This is a genomic window from Streptomyces regalis (assembly GCF_001509475.1).
GTDB classification, from domain to species: Bacteria; Actinomycetota; Actinomycetes; order Streptomycetales; family Streptomycetaceae; genus Streptomyces; species Streptomyces regalis.
Window position 1 is genome coordinate 1 of sequence record NZ_LLZG01000357.1, and the last position, 15414, is coordinate 15414.

Annotated in this window: 16 protein-coding genes and 6 tRNA genes; 14 read left to right on the forward strand and 8 right to left on the reverse strand. The window is 68.9% G+C overall.

The window, feature by feature from the left end:
* Positions 1-572, forward strand: a 572-nt coding sequence (locus ADL12_RS30765) for a phosphotransferase family protein (protein WP_159053345.1), incomplete at its 5' end; no start/stop codon positions are given.
* Positions 573-652: 80 nt separating this feature from the next.
* Complete coding sequence (locus ADL12_RS30770) at positions 653-946, forward strand: TFIIB-type zinc ribbon-containing protein (protein WP_079052371.1); 294 nt, start codon at positions 653-655, stop codon at positions 944-946.
* Between the two features lie 55 nt (positions 947-1001).
* Here ADL12_RS30770 and ADL12_RS30775 read toward each other — a convergent pair.
* The 5 genes from ADL12_RS30775 to ADL12_RS30795 form a co-directional block, all read right to left on the reverse strand.
* A tRNA-Val gene (locus tag ADL12_RS30775) sits at positions 1002-1073 on the reverse strand.
* A gap of 46 nt (positions 1074-1119) precedes the next feature.
* A tRNA-Val gene (locus ADL12_RS30780) sits at positions 1120-1191 on the reverse strand.
* 34 nt (positions 1192-1225) lie between these two features.
* Positions 1226-1297: transfer RNA gene (locus ADL12_RS30785), tRNA-Val, on the reverse strand.
* A 1-nt stretch (position 1298) separates the two neighbouring features.
* Positions 1299-1372, reverse strand: a tRNA-Cys gene (locus ADL12_RS30790).
* A 38-nt stretch (positions 1373-1410) separates the two neighbouring features.
* Positions 1411-1483 (reverse strand) — tRNA-Gly (locus ADL12_RS30795).
* Between the two features lie 178 nt (positions 1484-1661).
* On the opposite strand from ADL12_RS30795, the gene ADL12_RS30800 reads away from it, so the two are divergent.
* The 3 genes from ADL12_RS30800 to ADL12_RS30810 all read left to right on the forward strand — a co-directional run bounded on the left by ADL12_RS30800 (position 1662) and on the right by ADL12_RS30810 (position 4452).
* Positions 1662-2708, forward strand: a complete 1047-nt coding sequence (locus tag ADL12_RS30800) for a chorismate-binding protein (RefSeq protein ID WP_062707655.1) — start codon at positions 1662-1664, stop codon at positions 2706-2708.
* Positions 2705-3526 carry an aminotransferase class IV gene (locus ADL12_RS30805; protein ID WP_062707658.1) on the forward strand — a complete coding sequence of 274 codons (822 nt, stop codon included), beginning with the start codon at positions 2705-2707 and terminating at the stop codon, positions 3524-3526. The genes ADL12_RS30800 and ADL12_RS30805 overlap by 4 nt, the downstream gene beginning before the upstream one ends.
* A 101-nt stretch (positions 3527-3627) precedes the next feature.
* A complete protein-coding gene (locus ADL12_RS30810; RefSeq protein ID WP_062707661.1) occupies positions 3628-4452 on the forward strand; it encodes a GNAT family N-acetyltransferase in 825 nt (274 codons plus the stop codon).
* Positions 4453-4506: 54 nt separating this feature from the next.
* Here the strand turns inward: ADL12_RS30810 and ADL12_RS30815 are convergent, their stop codons facing one another.
* On the reverse strand, positions 4507-5031 hold the full coding sequence (locus ADL12_RS30815; protein ID WP_062707663.1) for a DsbA family protein: 525 nt from the start codon (positions 5029-5031) through the stop codon (positions 4507-4509).
* Positions 5032-5247: 216 nt separating this feature from the next.
* On the opposite strand from ADL12_RS30815, the gene ADL12_RS30820 reads away from it, so the two are divergent.
* Together ADL12_RS30820 and ADL12_RS55115 are read left to right on the forward strand one after the other, a co-directional pair.
* A complete protein-coding gene (locus tag ADL12_RS30820) occupies positions 5248-5691 on the forward strand; it encodes a hypothetical protein (RefSeq protein WP_062707667.1) in 444 nt (147 codons plus the stop codon).
* Positions 5692-5845: 154 nt separating this feature from the next.
* Positions 5846-5998 carry a hypothetical protein gene (locus ADL12_RS55115; RefSeq protein WP_004002639.1) on the forward strand — a complete coding sequence of 51 codons (153 nt, stop codon included), beginning with the start codon at positions 5846-5848 and terminating at the stop codon, positions 5996-5998.
* An 80-nt stretch (positions 5999-6078) separates the two neighbouring features.
* Here ADL12_RS55115 and ADL12_RS30825 read toward each other — a convergent pair whose 3' ends face one another.
* Entirely contained in the window at positions 6079-6639 is a 561-nt protein-coding gene (locus tag ADL12_RS30825; RefSeq protein ID WP_062707671.1) for a CGNR zinc finger domain-containing protein, read from the reverse strand.
* A gap of 334 nt (positions 6640-6973) precedes the next feature.
* Entirely contained in the window at positions 6974-7387 is a 414-nt protein-coding gene (locus ADL12_RS30830; protein WP_004002642.1) for an SsgA family sporulation/cell division regulator, read from the reverse strand.
* Between the two features lie 191 nt (positions 7388-7578).
* On the opposite strand from ADL12_RS30830, the gene ADL12_RS30835 reads away from it, so the two are divergent.
* The 7 genes from ADL12_RS30835 to ADL12_RS30865 all read left to right on the forward strand — a co-directional run bounded on the left by ADL12_RS30835 (position 7579) and on the right by ADL12_RS30865 (position 15285).
* The gene (locus tag ADL12_RS30835; protein ID WP_062707674.1) at positions 7579-8037 is read left to right on the forward strand and encodes a TIGR02611 family protein; all 459 of its coding nucleotides are present in this window, start codon (positions 7579-7581) and stop codon (positions 8035-8037) included.
* An 88-nt stretch (positions 8038-8125) separates the two neighbouring features.
* Positions 8126-8197, forward strand: a tRNA-Val gene (locus tag ADL12_RS30840).
* 506 nt (positions 8198-8703) lie between these two features.
* Complete coding sequence (locus tag ADL12_RS30845; protein WP_062707676.1) at positions 8704-9990, forward strand: ABC transporter substrate-binding protein; 1287 nt, start codon at positions 8704-8706, stop codon at positions 9988-9990.
* Between the two features lie 14 nt (positions 9991-10004).
* The gene (locus ADL12_RS30850; protein WP_062707680.1) at positions 10005-10961 is read left to right on the forward strand and encodes a carbohydrate ABC transporter permease; all 957 of its coding nucleotides are present in this window, start codon (positions 10005-10007) and stop codon (positions 10959-10961) included.
* Positions 10958-11830, forward strand: coding sequence for a carbohydrate ABC transporter permease (locus ADL12_RS30855; RefSeq protein WP_062707684.1), 873 nt, complete (start codon positions 10958-10960; stop codon positions 11828-11830). Before ADL12_RS30850 ends, ADL12_RS30855 begins: the two co-directional genes overlap by 4 nt.
* Positions 11831-11849: 19 nt before the next feature.
* Positions 11850-12449: a hypothetical protein gene (locus ADL12_RS30860; protein ID WP_062707687.1), complete on the forward strand. Its 600-nt coding sequence runs from the start codon at positions 11850-11852 to the stop codon at positions 12447-12449.
* Between the two features lie 97 nt (positions 12450-12546).
* Complete coding sequence (locus ADL12_RS30865; RefSeq protein WP_062707690.1) at positions 12547-15285, forward strand: exo-rhamnogalacturonan lyase family protein; 2739 nt, start codon at positions 12547-12549, stop codon at positions 15283-15285.
* The last annotated feature ends 129 nt before the right edge of the window (positions 15286-15414 follow it).

Genomic DNA, 15414 nt, shown 5'->3' on the forward strand with positions numbered 1-15414 from the left:
CCACACCCCTCCCCGCCATGCGCGGCCCCGCCAAAGCCGCCCTCGCCGTATCCCGCCTCCGCGCAGCCGCCGGCACAGACCCGACCGCCGGCACCACCTCCGTACTCCGCGCCTGGGACACCCTTCCGGCCTGGGCCCGCGCCGAGGCCCCCCAGCCCGACACCACCACCCTCTGCCACGGTGACCTCCACCTCGGCCAACTCGTCCGTCACCCGGCCCCGAGCGGCCCCTGGCTGCTCATCGACGTCGACGACCTCGGCGTGGGCGTGCCGGCCTGGGATCTCGGACGCCCGGCCGCCTGGTTCGCCTGTGGGCTGCTGCCGCCCGACGAATGGGACCGTTTCCTCGCCGCGTACCGCGCCGCCGGTGGCCCGGCCGTCCCCGCCCATGGTGACCCCTGGCCCGCGCTGGACGTCCCGGCCCGCGCTCTCACCGCGCAGACCGCCGCCCGGGCGATCACCAAGGCCCTGGCCGAGGGCCGCCTCCTGGACGAGGTCGAGCAGTTGCTCGTCGACGCCTGTGACCGAATGGCTTCGCTCCCCCCTGAGTTGACCCAGGGATACGCAAAGTAGGGTGCAACCGACCGCAGCCGGACAGAGTCTGTCCTGGCGATAGGCGAAGCAGGACCGACCGGCGAGGAGTTGAGCCGACCATGCAGTGTCCGAAGTGTCATGCGCCCATGCACACGTACAACCGCAACGGCGTCCAGATCGAGCAGTGCAGCGGCTGCCGCGGGATCTTTCTCGACTACGGCGAGCTGGAGGCGCTGACCCGCGTGGAGTCCCAGTGGTCCCAGCCGGCCCCGCCGCCTCCGGCCGCCCCGCAGGCATACCCGGCCGCCGCACCGCAGGCCCCGGCCTGGGGCGCCCCGCACGGCGGCCACCACGGCGGTCACTACGGACACAAGCGCCACAAGAGCTTCGGCCACATGCTGTTCTCCAGCTGAGCCGCACCAAGCCGAAAAGAAGCCCCCGGTCATCGACCGGGGGCTTCTTCGTGTGTGGACGATACTGGGATTGAACCAGTGACCTCTTCCGTGTCAGGGAAGCGCTCTCCCGCTGAGCTAATCGTCCTCGGGACCGTGACCGACCATCCAACCGACGATCACGGGCTGCTGCGTGCGCGATACTGGGATTGAACCAGTGACCTCTTCCGTGTCAGGGAAGCGCTCTCCCGCTGAGCTAATCGCGCGGGCCAGACCTTCGATGATCTGTCGAAGATCCAGTGGACGATACTGGGATTGAACCAGTGACCTCTTCCGTGTCAGGGAAGCGCTCTCCCGCTGAGCTAATCGTCCTTGGAGGTGGAGACGGGATTTGAACCCGTGTAGACGGCTTTGCAGGCCGTTGCCTCGCCTCTCGGCCACTCCACCAGGAGTGTAGGGGTTCGGGAAGATCCCCTGTTCCTTCGAGCGGACGACGAGGCTCGAACTCGCGACCTCAACCTTGGCAAGGTTGCGCTCTACCAACTGAGCTACGTCCGCTTGTCGTTTCGGTCCGCTTCCGCGTCCCGGCGACGTGTTGAACTCTAGCGGATTCCCCGGCCAGCACAAAAACACGTTTGTGCAGCGTGCTGCGCTGCACCTGCTCAGGGACCTGTCGATGCCCGTCGAGGGGACATGGCCAGGTCACCCGCAGGACACCGGCCATAGACTCGACTGCGTGCTCGACCTCCCTCCTCTCGCCCGCTTCGGCGACCGCGTCGCCACCGGCCTCCTCGACGTCACCAGCGACCCGGCGGCCCTGGACTCCCGTGGTTTCTGGGCCGTCTGCGCCGACTTCGAGGGCGGTCTGACCTGCGCCCGCTTCCGGGACGTACGCGAGGAGCCGGTGCCCGCTCCTGTGCCGGGGGAGTGGCAGGGCCCGGCCGCGGGTGACTGGACGTCCTCCCTGGATCGCGCCGCGTACACAGCGGGCGTACGGCGTATACGCGAGCACATCGCGGCCGGTGAGGTCTACCAGGCGAACCTCTGCCGTGTCCTCAGCGCGCCGATCGGCCAGGACGCCGACGTGGATGCCCTCACCGCCCTGCTCGCCCGCGGCAACCCGGCGCCGTACGCAGGAACGATCCGGCTGCCCGGGCACGGGGTGGAGATAGCCACCGCGTCCCCCGAGCTGTTCCTGCGCCGGGACGGGCGGGTGGTGGTATCCGGGCCGATCAAGGGCACCGGGCACACCGAGGCGGACCTTCTGGAGAAGGACTACGCCGAGAACGTGATGATCGTCGACCTCGTGCGCAACGACATCGGCCGGGTGTGTGCCACCGGGACCGTGACCGTCCCCGACCTGTGCGCCGTCGAGAAGCATCCTGGGCTCGTCCATCTGGTGTCCACGGTGCGTGGTGAGCTGCGCGCCGGCGCCGGCTGGCCAGAACTCCTCGACGCCGCCTTCCCGCCCGGCTCGGTCACCGGTGCGCCCAAGTCGAGTGCGCTGCGGATCATCGACGCGTTGGAGACGGCGCCCCGCGGACCGTACTGCGGGGGCATCGGCTGGGTCGACGCCGACCGGGGCGTCGGCGAGCTGGCCGTCGGGATACGTACCTTCTGGATCGACCGGGCCGCGGGGGCGCTGCGGTTCGGTACCGGTGCCGGCATCACCTGGGGGTCGGACCCGGAGGGGGAGTGGCGGGAGACCGAGCTGAAGGCGTCCCGGCTGCTCGCGGTAGCGTCGGGAGTGTACGAGGTGAGTGGAGAGGGACTGCAATCGTGAGGATCTGGCTCGACGGCGGGCTGCAGGACATCGAGTCCGCCCGTGTCTCCGTCTTCGACCACGGGCTGACCGTGGGCGACGGCATCTTCGAGACGGTGAAGGCGGTGGACGGCCGTCCGTTCGCGCTGACCCGGCATCTCGACCGGCTGACGCGCTCGGCGCGCGGTCTCGGCCTGCCCGAGCCCGACCACGACGAGGTCCGCCGCGCCTGCGCCGCCGTCATCGAGGCCAACCCGATGCCGCTCGGCCGGCTGCGCATCACCTACACCGGCGGCCACGGACCCCTCGGCTCCGACCGCGGCGAGCACGGACCGACCCTCGTCGTCGCCCTCGGCGAGACCACCCGCCGCCCCGACGCCACGGCCGTCATCACCGTCCCCTGGACCCGCAACGAGCGCGGCGCGCTCACCGGTCTGAAGACGACCTCGTACGCAGAGAACGTCGTCGCCCTCGCCCGCGCCCACCAACACGGCGCCTCCGAGGCCCTGTTCGGCAACACGGTCGGGCAACTCTGCGAGGGCACCGGGTCGAACGTCTTCGTCGTCCTGGACGGCGAGATCCACACCCCGCCGCTCGCCTCGGGCTGCCTCGCGGGCATCACGCGCGCGTTGGCGATCGAGTGGACCGACGCCAAGGAGACCGACCTGCCGCTGGAGGTGCTGGAGCGGGCCGAGGAGGTCTTCCTCACCTCCACCCTGCGGGACGTGCAGGCCGTGCACAGGGTCGACGAGCGCGAACTGCCCGGCTCGGCGGGACCGGTGACCGCCAAGGCCATGCGGATCTTCGACGAGAGGTCCGGGGACGATCTCGATCCCTGACGGTCACGGATACCGCGGACGACAGGCGCGCGCGACGGGCGCGCACAACCGGCCCGGATATTCGGCTGACCGCGGGCGCCTTGGAGGGTAGAACACCCCTGATGACCACGACCCTGCGGCCGACCGAGCCGCTTCAGCGCAATGACGACGGGACGCGTTCGCGCCGCTATCAGGTGTGTGTGAACGGACGTCCAGTGGGCGGCCTGCACCTCGGGACGCATCCCGTCTTCGGTGCCGCGGTGGCCCGGATATCGGAGCTGCGGATCGAGGAACCGGACCGGCGACGCGGCCGGGGCACCGTGGCGGCGCTCGCCGTGGAGGAGGTCGCGCGCGGCTGGGGGTGCAAGCGCATCGAGGCATCGGTCCCCGGCGACGCCGCACCGGCACTGCGGCTCGCCACGGCGCTCGGCTACGTCGTACGCAACCGTGGCATGGAGAAGGCGCTCGGTGACGCCCCGCCCGGTCTGCCGTCGGGAAGCCGGGGGCGACCCTTGACGGAGGCCGAGTACGGGTCCTGGCTGGACAAGAGCCACGAGGGCTACATCCGCAGCTGGGTCGAGCGCGGGGTGCCGGAGGCCGAGGCCCGGGCCAAGTCCGAGCGGGACCACGCCGCGCTGCTGCCGGACGGCCTGCGCACGCCGGATTCGTTCCTCAGCGTCCTCGAGCACGAGGGAACTCCGGTGGGCACCCTGTGGGTGGCCTCGCGTGAAGGCCGCGCCTATGTCTACGACGTCGAGACCGACGCGGCCCACCGGGGCAAGGGACACGGACGCACTCTGATGCTGCTGGCCGAGGCCCAGGCGATCGCCGCGGGACACCGGGCCATCGGGCTCAACGTCTTCGCGGGCAACACCCCGGCCGAGCGGCTCTACGAGTCACTCGGCTACGAGACGAGGCAGTACGCCGTGTACAAGACGTTGCTGTAGCAGTCGGCGTACCGGTGGACAGGGCTTTGCCGCGGCCGGTCGGACCGGCGGCGGTCAGGCGCTGTGTTCCGCGAGCAGCCGGTCCGCGATCTCCTCAATACGCTCGCGCAGCCCCTCCTGGCTCTTGCCGCCGTCGAGCCGCTCGCCGCCGATCACATACGTCGGGGTGCCGGTCACGCCGATCGCCTTGCCCTCGGCCTGGTCGGCGTCGACGATCAGGATGTGCCGGCCGTCGATCAGCGCGGTGTCGAACTCCTCGGCGTCCAGGCCGAGTTCCCGGGCCACCTCGACCAGGAGGGGTTCTCCCTTACGGTCCAGCTCCTCGACCCGGCCCAGCACGGCCTCGACGTACGGCCACCCCTGCCCCTGCTCCAGCGCCTCCTCGGCGGCCTGCGCGGCGGCGAAGGCGTGCTTGTGCTTCTCCAGCGGGAAGTGCCGCAGCCGCAGCTCCAGCCGGTCGCCGTAGCGGGCGCGCAGGGCACGGAGATCGTCGAGGGCGCTGCGGCAGTCGGGGCACTGCAGCTCGCACCAGACGTCGAGGACGGGGGCGGTGGGGCGGTCGGGGGAGGAGTCGCTCATGGCTCCAGTCTCCCAGCACCGGCGCGGACGACCCAATCCGACCTGGCGCTTCGGTGGCCGTCGACCCCGGCCGTACGACTGTGACCGGCACCTGCGAAGGAGACGACCCGGAGATGTCCCTGATGTCGGGCCCAGGCATGGCCGCGCGCGGCTGCCACGGTGCAGGATGGAAGGGACGAAGTGCGCTGACCCGACCCAGTCTGCCTGGAGGACCGGATGATTGCCGAGACCGTCTGTTCAGCCGTCGCCGCGGCCGGCCTGGGCATCGCGGCGGTCACGGCGTACCGCAAGCGTTTCCTCGCGGCCACGCGTATGGCCGCCTACTCCCTGGTGCCCCTCGGCCTGGTGATGACGGGGGTCGTCGACTGGCTGGCGGACACCGCGTTCAGCCCGACGGCCTGGGCCGGCTTCGGGGTCCTCGGCCTGTCCTGGCTGCTGTTCGCGAGCACGCGCGCGGTGGAGCGCCGCCGAGGCGGTACCCGCAAGGAGCGCAAGGAGGCCCGTGCCGCGGGACGGAGCGAGGCGGTGGCTTCGACGACCTCGGCGCCCTCGCTCGGACCGGGCTCCCGTCAGGCGACCCGGCCCGCGACCGCACCGCGAGCCGATGCCGGCGACGACTTCAGCGACATCGAGGCCATCCTCAAGAAGCACGGCATATGACACCCGCATGCAGGACTGAAACGACACAGTGGGTCGCCGCACGGCCGTAAGCGATCAAGACTCGAACCGGACATCACGGAATCCAGCGAACTCCCGCTCATTCCGGGCGTGTTGATCGCGCAGAGAGGTGCAACTACGCCATCATCGGCGCGAGATGCTGGACACGACACAGAGCGAGGCCGCGCCACCTCAGGACGAGCCTCGTGGGTGCCTCTTCGCCCTTTCCCAGCCACCGCTGATGATCTTCCTTGCGGTGATCGGGTGTCTGCTGCTCATGGCTGCGCTGCACGATCTGCTGCTGCTCTGAGCCGTACCCGCGGCCCCCGGCGCCACCCGCCGGGGCCCGCGTCGACACACCGGCCGTGTCGGTCCGTGGGCGAGCGCCGCTCAGCCGGCCGCTTCCTTGCGGCGCGCCCGGTAGGCAGCCACATGCAGACGGTTTCCGCAGGTACGGCTGTCGCAGTACCGGCGTGAACGGTTGCGGGAAAGATCCACGAAAGCGTGCCGGCAGTCCGGCGCCTCACAGCGCCGCAGCCGTTCCTGTTCCCCGGCCACCACGAAGAACGCCAGCGCCATGCCGCAGTCGGCCGCCAGGTGGTCCGCGACGGACGCGCCGGGGGCGAAGTAGTGGACATGCCAGTCGTAGCCGTCGTGGTCGGTGAGCCGGGGTGTGGTGCCCGCGGCGGCGACCAGATCGTTGATCAGCCCGGCCGTGATCCGGGCGTCCGGCTCGGCGAAGATCGCGGCGAACCGCCCGCGCACCTTGCGCACCGCCGACAGATCGAACTCCGAGAGGACCCCGACATCGCTGATTTCGTGCTTTTCTACGAAATCCCCGAGAGCTGCGACGTCGGGCAGCCCGTCCGGAGTCCCGTCGTCCTCCGGTGCGGTGTTCACCAGATCCACCACGGCATCGAGCGCACACCGGGTGTCATGGGTGATCAGCACGTTTCGCTCCCTGGCCTGGGTGTCGGGCGGGGTGCCCGCCGATGCTGGCCGATGGTAATGGCTCACAGAGCCCCCACACCGGCCGCGCCCGCACGCGGCTTCGAATACAACGCCACAACGGCGCCGACGGTTCCCGTCGAACCGGGCAAAGTCGGGAGGATCCAGCTCCGGTTCTGCCCCACGCCACCCTCGCACCGCAGCCCCCACTCGCCACAAGGCACGTCAACGCCGCCCCCGCGGAGCGAGGACGGCGCTGCTGTGTGCCGTATGCGGTTGTCTTGGCCCGAGCCGTCTCCCCGAGTCGACGGCGCCGGGCGGCTTGTGGGGCCTCGCCCTAGCTTTCCGCCAGGATGTGCGAGAGCTCCTGATCGAGATCGAAATGCCGGTGTTCTGTGCCGGGCGGCACAGCGGCATCCGTTCGCTTCAGGAAGGACTCCAGAGCCCGTGCAGGGGCCTCGAGCAGTGCTTCGCCCTCCGGAGAGCTCAGGGCGATGCAGACGACGCCCTGGCCGTGACTGCGCGACGGCCAGACACGGACGTCGCCGGTTCCGGTGGGCCGGTGGAGGCCCTCCGCAAGAAGATCGCGGGCGAACACCCACTCGACGGTTTCCTCGGCTCCGGTGTGGAAGGTGGCGTGCACGGCGTAGGGGTCGGCCGTGTCGTACCGCAGGCCTGCGGGGACAGGCAGGGAGGACTCGCTCGACACAACGAGGCGCAGGTGCAGCTCGCAGCTGACCGTGGTGTTCATAAGCGCCAGGGCCTTTCGCTCAGTGTGCGCTCGGGGATTCGCACGTCGGCGAAATCGACATGCCACCTACGGTGCCGTTGTAAACCCCTCTGAGTGTTTTGCGTGTCTTTACGTAACTCTTCCGGCCGAGGACCCGTTCGCGAGGTACGACCATTCCGGTGACTGGTTTCCGTCCGGTAGGGTTTGGCCGTATGAATACGGGGAGTAACGAGCCGGGCGGGGTTGCCATGGCGGTGGACGAGATCAAAGTGGACGGTGTGAAAAGCGACAGTGAGCAGGGCCTCGGCTCGAAAGCGCCGGAGTTCATCAAGGCGCGTCGTGTGCTGCACCTGAGCTGGCAGGTGGGCATCTTCATCATCGGCCTCGCGATCGTGGTCCTCGGCATCATCATGCTGCCGCTGCCCGGCCCCGGCTGGGTCGTGATCTTCGGCGGTATGGCGGTCTGGGCGACCGAGTTCGTCTGGGCTCAGCTGGTGCTGCGCTGGACCAAGCGCAAGGTCACCGAGGCGGCCCAGAAGGCCCTCGATCCGAAGGTGCGCCGCCGCAACATCATCCTGACGTCGATCGGCCTCGTGATCATTGCCGTGCTCGTCGGCATCTACCTGTGGAAGTTCGGCATCGTCATGCCCTGGAAGATCAAGGACCAGTGATCCGCGACGGGGGTGCGGGCGTCGGCCGGTGCGGGTCCGCGCTGGTCACACGCACCCCCTGACATGGGGTAATGTTCTTCCTGCGTCCGGGCGATTAGCTCAGTGGGAGAGCGCTTCGTTCACACCGAAGAGGTCACTGGTTCGAACCCAGTATCGCCCACCCGGATCCGGCGGCCCGCCTGCGACAGTGCAGGCGGGCCGCCGTTGTTTCCGCGCGCGGAGGGCTGCGCGAGCGGGCCCACCTGCGGTGCGGGCAGGTGCTCCTGTGGGCGGGCGGGGAGTCTGCCCGGCGTGCGGCCGGGAGCGGGCGCACCTCGTCCCGCGGTGCCTCATGGGTGACACCCCGTAAGACCCTGTCCCCGGCCGGGGACAGGGAAGGCGACGCCTCGTCAACTCATCGGCGACAGACGACTTTCGGCCGACCGGTACATGCGTACGGCGGCGCACCTCTCGTTCGATCCACCGACTGCGCGTCTCTCACCTGCGACATCGCACCGGCGACCCGACCGGCCCGCCCTCACGCGTCGTCAACTCCCCGCGCAAGCCCCCAAGAAATTCCTGTCCGAATCATTGACGCACCCCGAGGCCCTCCGTAACTTGTGCCAGCAAGCGCTTACTTGAAACGATTCATGCAGGCGGCAACGACGCTGCGGGGAGGGCCCGACTGTGGGAACCAACAGGAATGTCGACAGGCGCACGATCCTGAAGACGGCCGGCGTCACGGCGGCCACGCTCGGGCTGGCCGCTACGACCGGATGTGGCGGTGACAGCGGTTCCGGCGACGGGACGGTGACACTCCGTTACGCGTGGTGGGGTGGCGAGCCGCGCACCATCGCCATCAAGAAGACGATCGCGCTCTTCGAGAAGAAGTACCCGAAGATCAAGATCAAGCCTGAATTCACCGACTACGAGGCGTTCTGGGAGAAGTTCCAGACCCAGGCCTCCGGTGGAAATCCGCCGGACGTTTTCCAGAATGCGGTCGGCTTCCTGCGCAAGTACGACAAGCGCGGTGTTCTGCTGGATCTCAAGACGCAGGCGGACGCGGGGAATCTGAGCCTGGAGAACTTCCGCAACGGTGTTCTGGCGAACGGTCAGGTCGACGGCAAGCAGATCGGCATACCCGTCGGCGCCAACACCATGGCGCTCGTCATCGACCTCAAGGCTTTCAAGAAGGCAGGCGTGGAGGCGAAGTTCGGCTGGACCTGGGACGAGTACTTCGACGCGCTGCAGACGATCCAGGACAAGCTGAAGATCGCCGGTGACACCGGCTACTTCAGCATCATGTACCTCTACGACCTGTACCTGCGTCAGAACGGCAAGGCCTTCTTCACCGACTCCGATCTCGGCTTCACCGAGGACGATCTGACGCAGTGGTGGGAGGACGGCTACAAGCGCGTACGGTCTGGGCTCGTCGCCGACCCGAAGAAGATCGAGCAGGCCAAGCCGAAGTCGGGTCTGTCGGCCGGGCTCGCCGCGTCCGAGTTCACCTGGGACAACTTCTCCATCCGCTACGAGGGCGAGGGCGAGTCGGACTACGGGCTCGCGCCGATCCCCACCACGGACGGCAAGGCCACCGGCCAGTACCTCGGTTCGCTGATGCTCAGCGCCTTCTCCGGGACCAAGCACCCCAAGGAAGCCGCCCAGTTCATCGACTTCATGGTCCACGACCCCGAGGTCGGCAAGATCATGGGCTACGACCGGGGCATCCTCGCCACGACCGAGCAGTACGACGCGTTCACGCCCACCGACGCCAACAACAAGGGCGTCAAGGCGTACGAGGACGAGGTCGCCCAGGCCGGCGTCCTCGGGAAGATCACCCCGCACCCGTCCGGCGTCGACGTCATCGAGGCGGCGTTCCTGCGGATCGGCGGCGAGGTCGCCCAGGGCAAGACCAAGCCGGCCGACGCCGCCAAGGCGCTGTTCAGCGAGGCCAAGGCCGCGTTCGCGGGCTGAGGGGACGTACCACCATGACGCTCGTCAAGGAAGCGCCCGCGCGCCCGGCCGGGAAGCGGTCCGCCGCTCCCGCCGCCGGGCGGCGCGGGCGGCGCCGCGAGAACCTCGCCGGCTACCTCTTCATGTCGCCGTGGCTCGCGGGGTTCCTGCTGCTCACGGCGGGGCCGATGATCGCGTCGCTGTACTACGCGTTCACCAGCTACAACCTGTTCACGCCGCCCCAGTGGGTGGGGCTCGACAACTTCACGACCATGTTCCAGGACCCGCGCTGGCAGAAGTCGGTCGAGGTCACGCTGAAGTACGTCGTCGTGGCCACCCCGCTGAAGCTGCTGCTCGCGCTCGGTGTCGCGCTGCTGCTCGCGCAGAAGCGGCGCGGGCAGGGCCTGTACCGGGCCGCGTTCTACATGCCCTCGCTCATCGGCGCCAGCGTCTCCGTGGGCTTCGTGTGGCGGGCGCTGTTCTCGGACGACGCGATCGTGGACCGTTCGCAGAAGATCTTCGGTCTCGACGTGGGCGGCTGGATCGGCAACCCGGACTATGTCATCTACGCCCTGGTGGCCCTGAGCATCTGGCAGTTCGGCGCACCCATGGTCATCTTCCTGGCCGGCCTCAAGCAGGTCCCGCGGGAGCTGTACGAGGCCGCCGAGGTGGACGGGGCCGGACCCCTGCGGCGGTTCTGGAACATCACGCTGCCGATGATCTCCCCGGTGCTGTTCTTCAACGTGCTGCTGGAGTCCATCCACGCGTTTCAGGTGTTCGGCTCCGCGTACGTCGTCTCCGACACCCGGTGCGGGCCCGCCGACGCCACGCTCGTCTACACCTGTTACCTCTACCAGAAGGGCTTCAAGGAGGCCCAGATGGGCTTCGCCTCCGCGATGGCCTGGACGCTGGTGATCGCGGTGGCGCTCGTCACGGCGGTCCTGTTCTGGTCGCAGAAGAAGTGGGTGCACTACGAGGAGGCCGCCAAGTGACCAGTGCCACCAGCCCTGCCCTGCGCACCGCGAACGAGCGGCGGCGCACCGGATCGATCGCCTGGCACGTGGGTGCGCTCGTCGTCCTGGCGGTCGTCCTGTATCCCGTGATCTGGGTCGTCGGTGCCTCGTTCAAGCCGAGCAAGGACATCATCGCCAGCCTCGACCTGCTGCCCACCAAGCCGGTCTGGGCGAACTTCTCCGGGCTCGCCGACGGTATCTCCGGCATCTCCATCAGCAGCTTCTTCTGGAACTCGCTGATGTACGCGGCCCTCGCCGTGGCCGGTGTCGTGCTGTCCAGCTCGCTGACCGCGTACGCCTTCGCCAAGATCCGGTTCGCCGGGCGGAACCTGCTGTTCACGCTGATGATCGGCACGCTGCTGCTGCCGTACCACGTGCTGCTCATCCCGCAGTACGTGCTCTTCCGCAACCTCGAGCTCACCGACACGCTGGTGCCGCTCGTCGCGGGCAAGTTCCTGGCCACGGAAGCCTTCTTCGTGTTCCTGATGGTGCAGTTCATGCGCGGGCTCCCCAAGGAGCTGGACGAGGCCGCCAAGCTCGACGGCTGCGGGCATCTGCGCACCTACTGGTCGATCGTGCTGCCGCTGAGCCGGCCCGCGATCATCACCAGCGCGATCTTCACCTTCATCAACGCCTGGAACGACTTCATGGGGCCGTTGATCTACCTCAACACCCCCGAGAAGTACACCGTTTCGCTCGGCCTGATGATGTTCCGCGACCAGGAGGGCATCTCCAACTACGGCAGCATGATCGCGATGTCGCTGGTGGCGCTGGTACCGGTCATCGCCTTCTTCATGGCCTTCCAGCGCTACCTCATCGACGGCATGGCGACGTCCGGACTGAAGTGAAAGGACTGAGGCGGTCACCATGGCGCAAGCACGTGTGAAGGCCCGCGCTCCGCGCAAGGAGTCCGTGTTCGGCGAGCGCTTCTCGGTCTTCGCCGAGTGCCTGCTCACCGGCGTGTGGATCGCCGTGGCCTGCCTCGGAGTGGTCACCTACCCCGCCGCCTTCGCCGCGGGCGCACGGCATCTGCGGCGTCGTACCACCCACGAGGGCGGTGGCCTGCGGGAGTTCGTCGCGGACTTCCGGGCGGCCGTGCGCGGCGGGTGGGCCGTCGGGCTCGCCGGCTGGGCTGCGGCCGCGGCGGTCTGGGTGGACGTCCTGGCGGCGCGGGCCGGGATTCCCGGCGGGGCGTTCGTCGGGGCGGTCGGTCTGTTCGCGCTGATCGGGCTGGCCGTGGCCCTGCTGCGGGCGGCGGCCGTCTGGACGCCGGGTGCCTCCTGGCGGGCGCTGCTCGCGGGCGCCGGGCGCCGGACCGTGCTCGATCCCGCCGGGTCCTTTCTGATCGTCGGCGGGCTGGGCGTCGTAGCCCTGTCCGCCGCGTTCATCGCGCCGCTGGCGGTCCCTGTCCTGGGGGCCGTGGCGGCGGCGGCCGTAGCCGTGGAGGAGCGGTACCGGCGCCGCTGACGGGCGATGCCCTTGCAACAAGGTCGGCGCCCTCGGCGTCGTCTCTCTCTGCCATGCCCCTGACCAGCTGAATGCACCCCGCACGGAAGGAAAGGCCATGTCTCCCATTCCCCGTAGGTCCCTCCTCAAGGCAGCCGCCGTAGCCGGAGCCGCCGCACAGTTCAGCTGGGCTCTAGGAGCGAAGGATGCGCAGGCCGCCCCCAGAGCCGAGGCCGCCGATGCCGACCCCGTGACCCTGGACTGGCTGGAGGACGGCGGCCTGGGCGCAGCGCCCGGCTCGACCCTCGGCGTGCCCTGGCCGAAGGGCGTCTATCAGGAGGACCAGACGTTCGCGGTGACGGATGCGGACGGCAAGTCCGTGCCCGTGCAGTCCTGGCCGATCGCCTACTGGCCGGACGGCTCGCTGAAGTGGACGGCGCACGCCGTGAGTTCGGGCACCGGCAAGCTCACGCTCGCCGCCGGTGAGGCCGCCGTACCGGACAAGAAGGTCACCGTCGACAAGAGCGGCGGAGCGATCACGGTGTCGACCGGGGTCATCACCGCCACGATCGGAAAGTCCGGCGCCACCCTGATCAAGTCGGTCACCCGGGGCTCCACGGAGATCGCCAAGAACGGGCGGCTCGTGCTGATCCGCCAGCCGGAGATCGAGGACGAGGACCAGGGCGCGGTCAGGAGCGAGCGCTTCGAAGGGGCCATCTCCGACGTCACCGTCGAGCAGGAGGGCCCGGTCCGCGCGGTCGTCAAGATCGACGGCAAGCACCGCAAGGGAAGCCGGAGTTGGCTCCCCTTCTCCATCCGGCTCTACTTCTACGCGGGCGCCGACTCCTTCCGCATGGTGCACACCATCACCTTCGACGGCACCCAGGAGCCCGGCAAGGCGAGCGGCGACTTCATCCGCGGCATCGGCGTGCGCTTCACCGTGCCGATGCGCGACCAGTCCTACGACCGCCACATCCGCATCGGCGGCGAGGGCACCGGCATGCTCCGCGAGGCCGTCAAGGGCATCACCGGACTGCGCCGCGACCCGGGGGCGGCCGTACAGGCGGCGCAGTTCGCGGGGGAGAAGCTGCCCGACCCGTCCACCTGGGACCAGCGGGTGACCACCCGGCTGCAGTACATCCCCGAGTGGGGCGACTACACCCTCTCCCAGCTGTCCGCCGACGGCTTCACCCTCAGGAAGAGGACCAAGAAGGGCCACGGCTGGATCGGCGCCGGCGGTGGACGGCGTGCCTCCGGTTTCGGATACGTCGGTGGAGTGAGCGGCGGATTCTCCTTCGGGCTGCGGGACTTCTGGGAGAAGTACCCCGCCCAGCTCGACATCCGTGACGCCCACACCGACGAGGCCGAGGTCACCATGTGGCTCTGGTCGCCCGAGGCGCAGCCCATGGACCTGCGCTTCTACCACGACGGCATGGGCCAGGACACCTACCCCGAGCAGCTCGAAGGCCTCAACATCACCTACGAGGACTACGAGCCGGAGTTCGGTACGCCGTACGGCATCGCCCGCACCTCCGAACTCCTCTTCTGGGCCAACGCCTCGACACCTTCGGCTCAGACGCTGGCTCAACAGGTCGAGGCCGTACGGGTGTTGCCGCAGCTCGCCGCCCCGCCCAAGCAGCTCATCAAGGCCAAGGTCTTCGGCCCGGGCCTGTACTCCGAGCCGGACCGCTCCACGCCCGCCAAGGCCAAGATCGAGGACCACCTCGACTTCCTCTTCACCTACTACAAGGACCAGGTGGAGATGCGCCGTTGGTACGGCTTCTGGGACTACGGCGACATCATGCACACCTACGACACCGTCAGGCACCAGTGGCGGTACGACATCGGCGGCTACGCCTGGGACAACTCCGAGCTCTCGCCGGACCTGTGGCTGTGGTTCGCGTACCTGAGAAGCGGCCGTACGGACATCTTCCGGTTCGCGGAGGCGATGACCCGGCACACCGGTGAGGTCGACGTCTACCACCTCGGCAAATGGGCCGGCCTCGGCACCCGGCACGGCGTGCAGCACTACGCCGACAGCGCCAAGCAGCAGCGCATCGCCAACACGACCTACCGCCGCTACTACTACTTCCTCACCGCGGACGAGCGGGTCGGCGACCTCATGCACGCCAACGTCGACTCCGACGAGACCTTCCTCGTCCTCGACCCGATCCGCAAGATCCGCACCGAGCCGTACACCCCCGACCGGCACGCGCTGTCGATCGGCTTCGGCACGGACTGGAGCGGGCTGGTGTCGGCCTGGCTGACCGAGTGGGAGCGCAAGGGGCCCAAGTGGGAGAAGGCCAAGGCGCGCGTGCTGTCGACAATGGAGACGATCGCCGCCCAGCCCAACGGCTTCGTGCAGGGGACCGGGCTCTACGACCTCGACACGGGCAAGTTCGCCATCGCCGACAAGCCGGTGGTCGGCGTCTCGCACCTCTCCGCCGTGTTCGGTCTCAACGAGCTGTGCGCCGAACTCATCGACCTCGTGGACATGCCGAAGTTCAACGAGGCGTACTTCGACTACTGCCGCTACTTCAACGCCACCAAGGCCGAGCAGGCGGCCCGCTACGGCTCCAACTTCGGCAGCCTGATCCTCTTCCAGGGCCACTCGCGCCTCGACGCGTACGCCGCCGTCCAGACCGGCGACGCGAAGCTCGCCACGCGCGCGTGGCAGAAGTTCTACAACTCCGACGGCTACAAGGAGTCGGCGCCCTGGAGGACGGAGAAGCTGAGCGGCCCGGACGCGCTGGTCCCGGGCAGTGAAGCGGCGTGGGTGTCGACCAACGACACCGCGCTGTACGGCCTCGCGGCCATCGAGAACCTGGCACTGCTGGGCGACAAGATGCCGTCCTAGCACGCCGGTTGGGGCAGGAGGAGCGCCGCCGCACGGGCGGCGGCGCTCGCATGCCCTGGAGTGTGGTACGCGTCACACTGCAAGGCGTGAGTACGCGTACTCAGAACGTACTCAGATATGCGGCGGAAA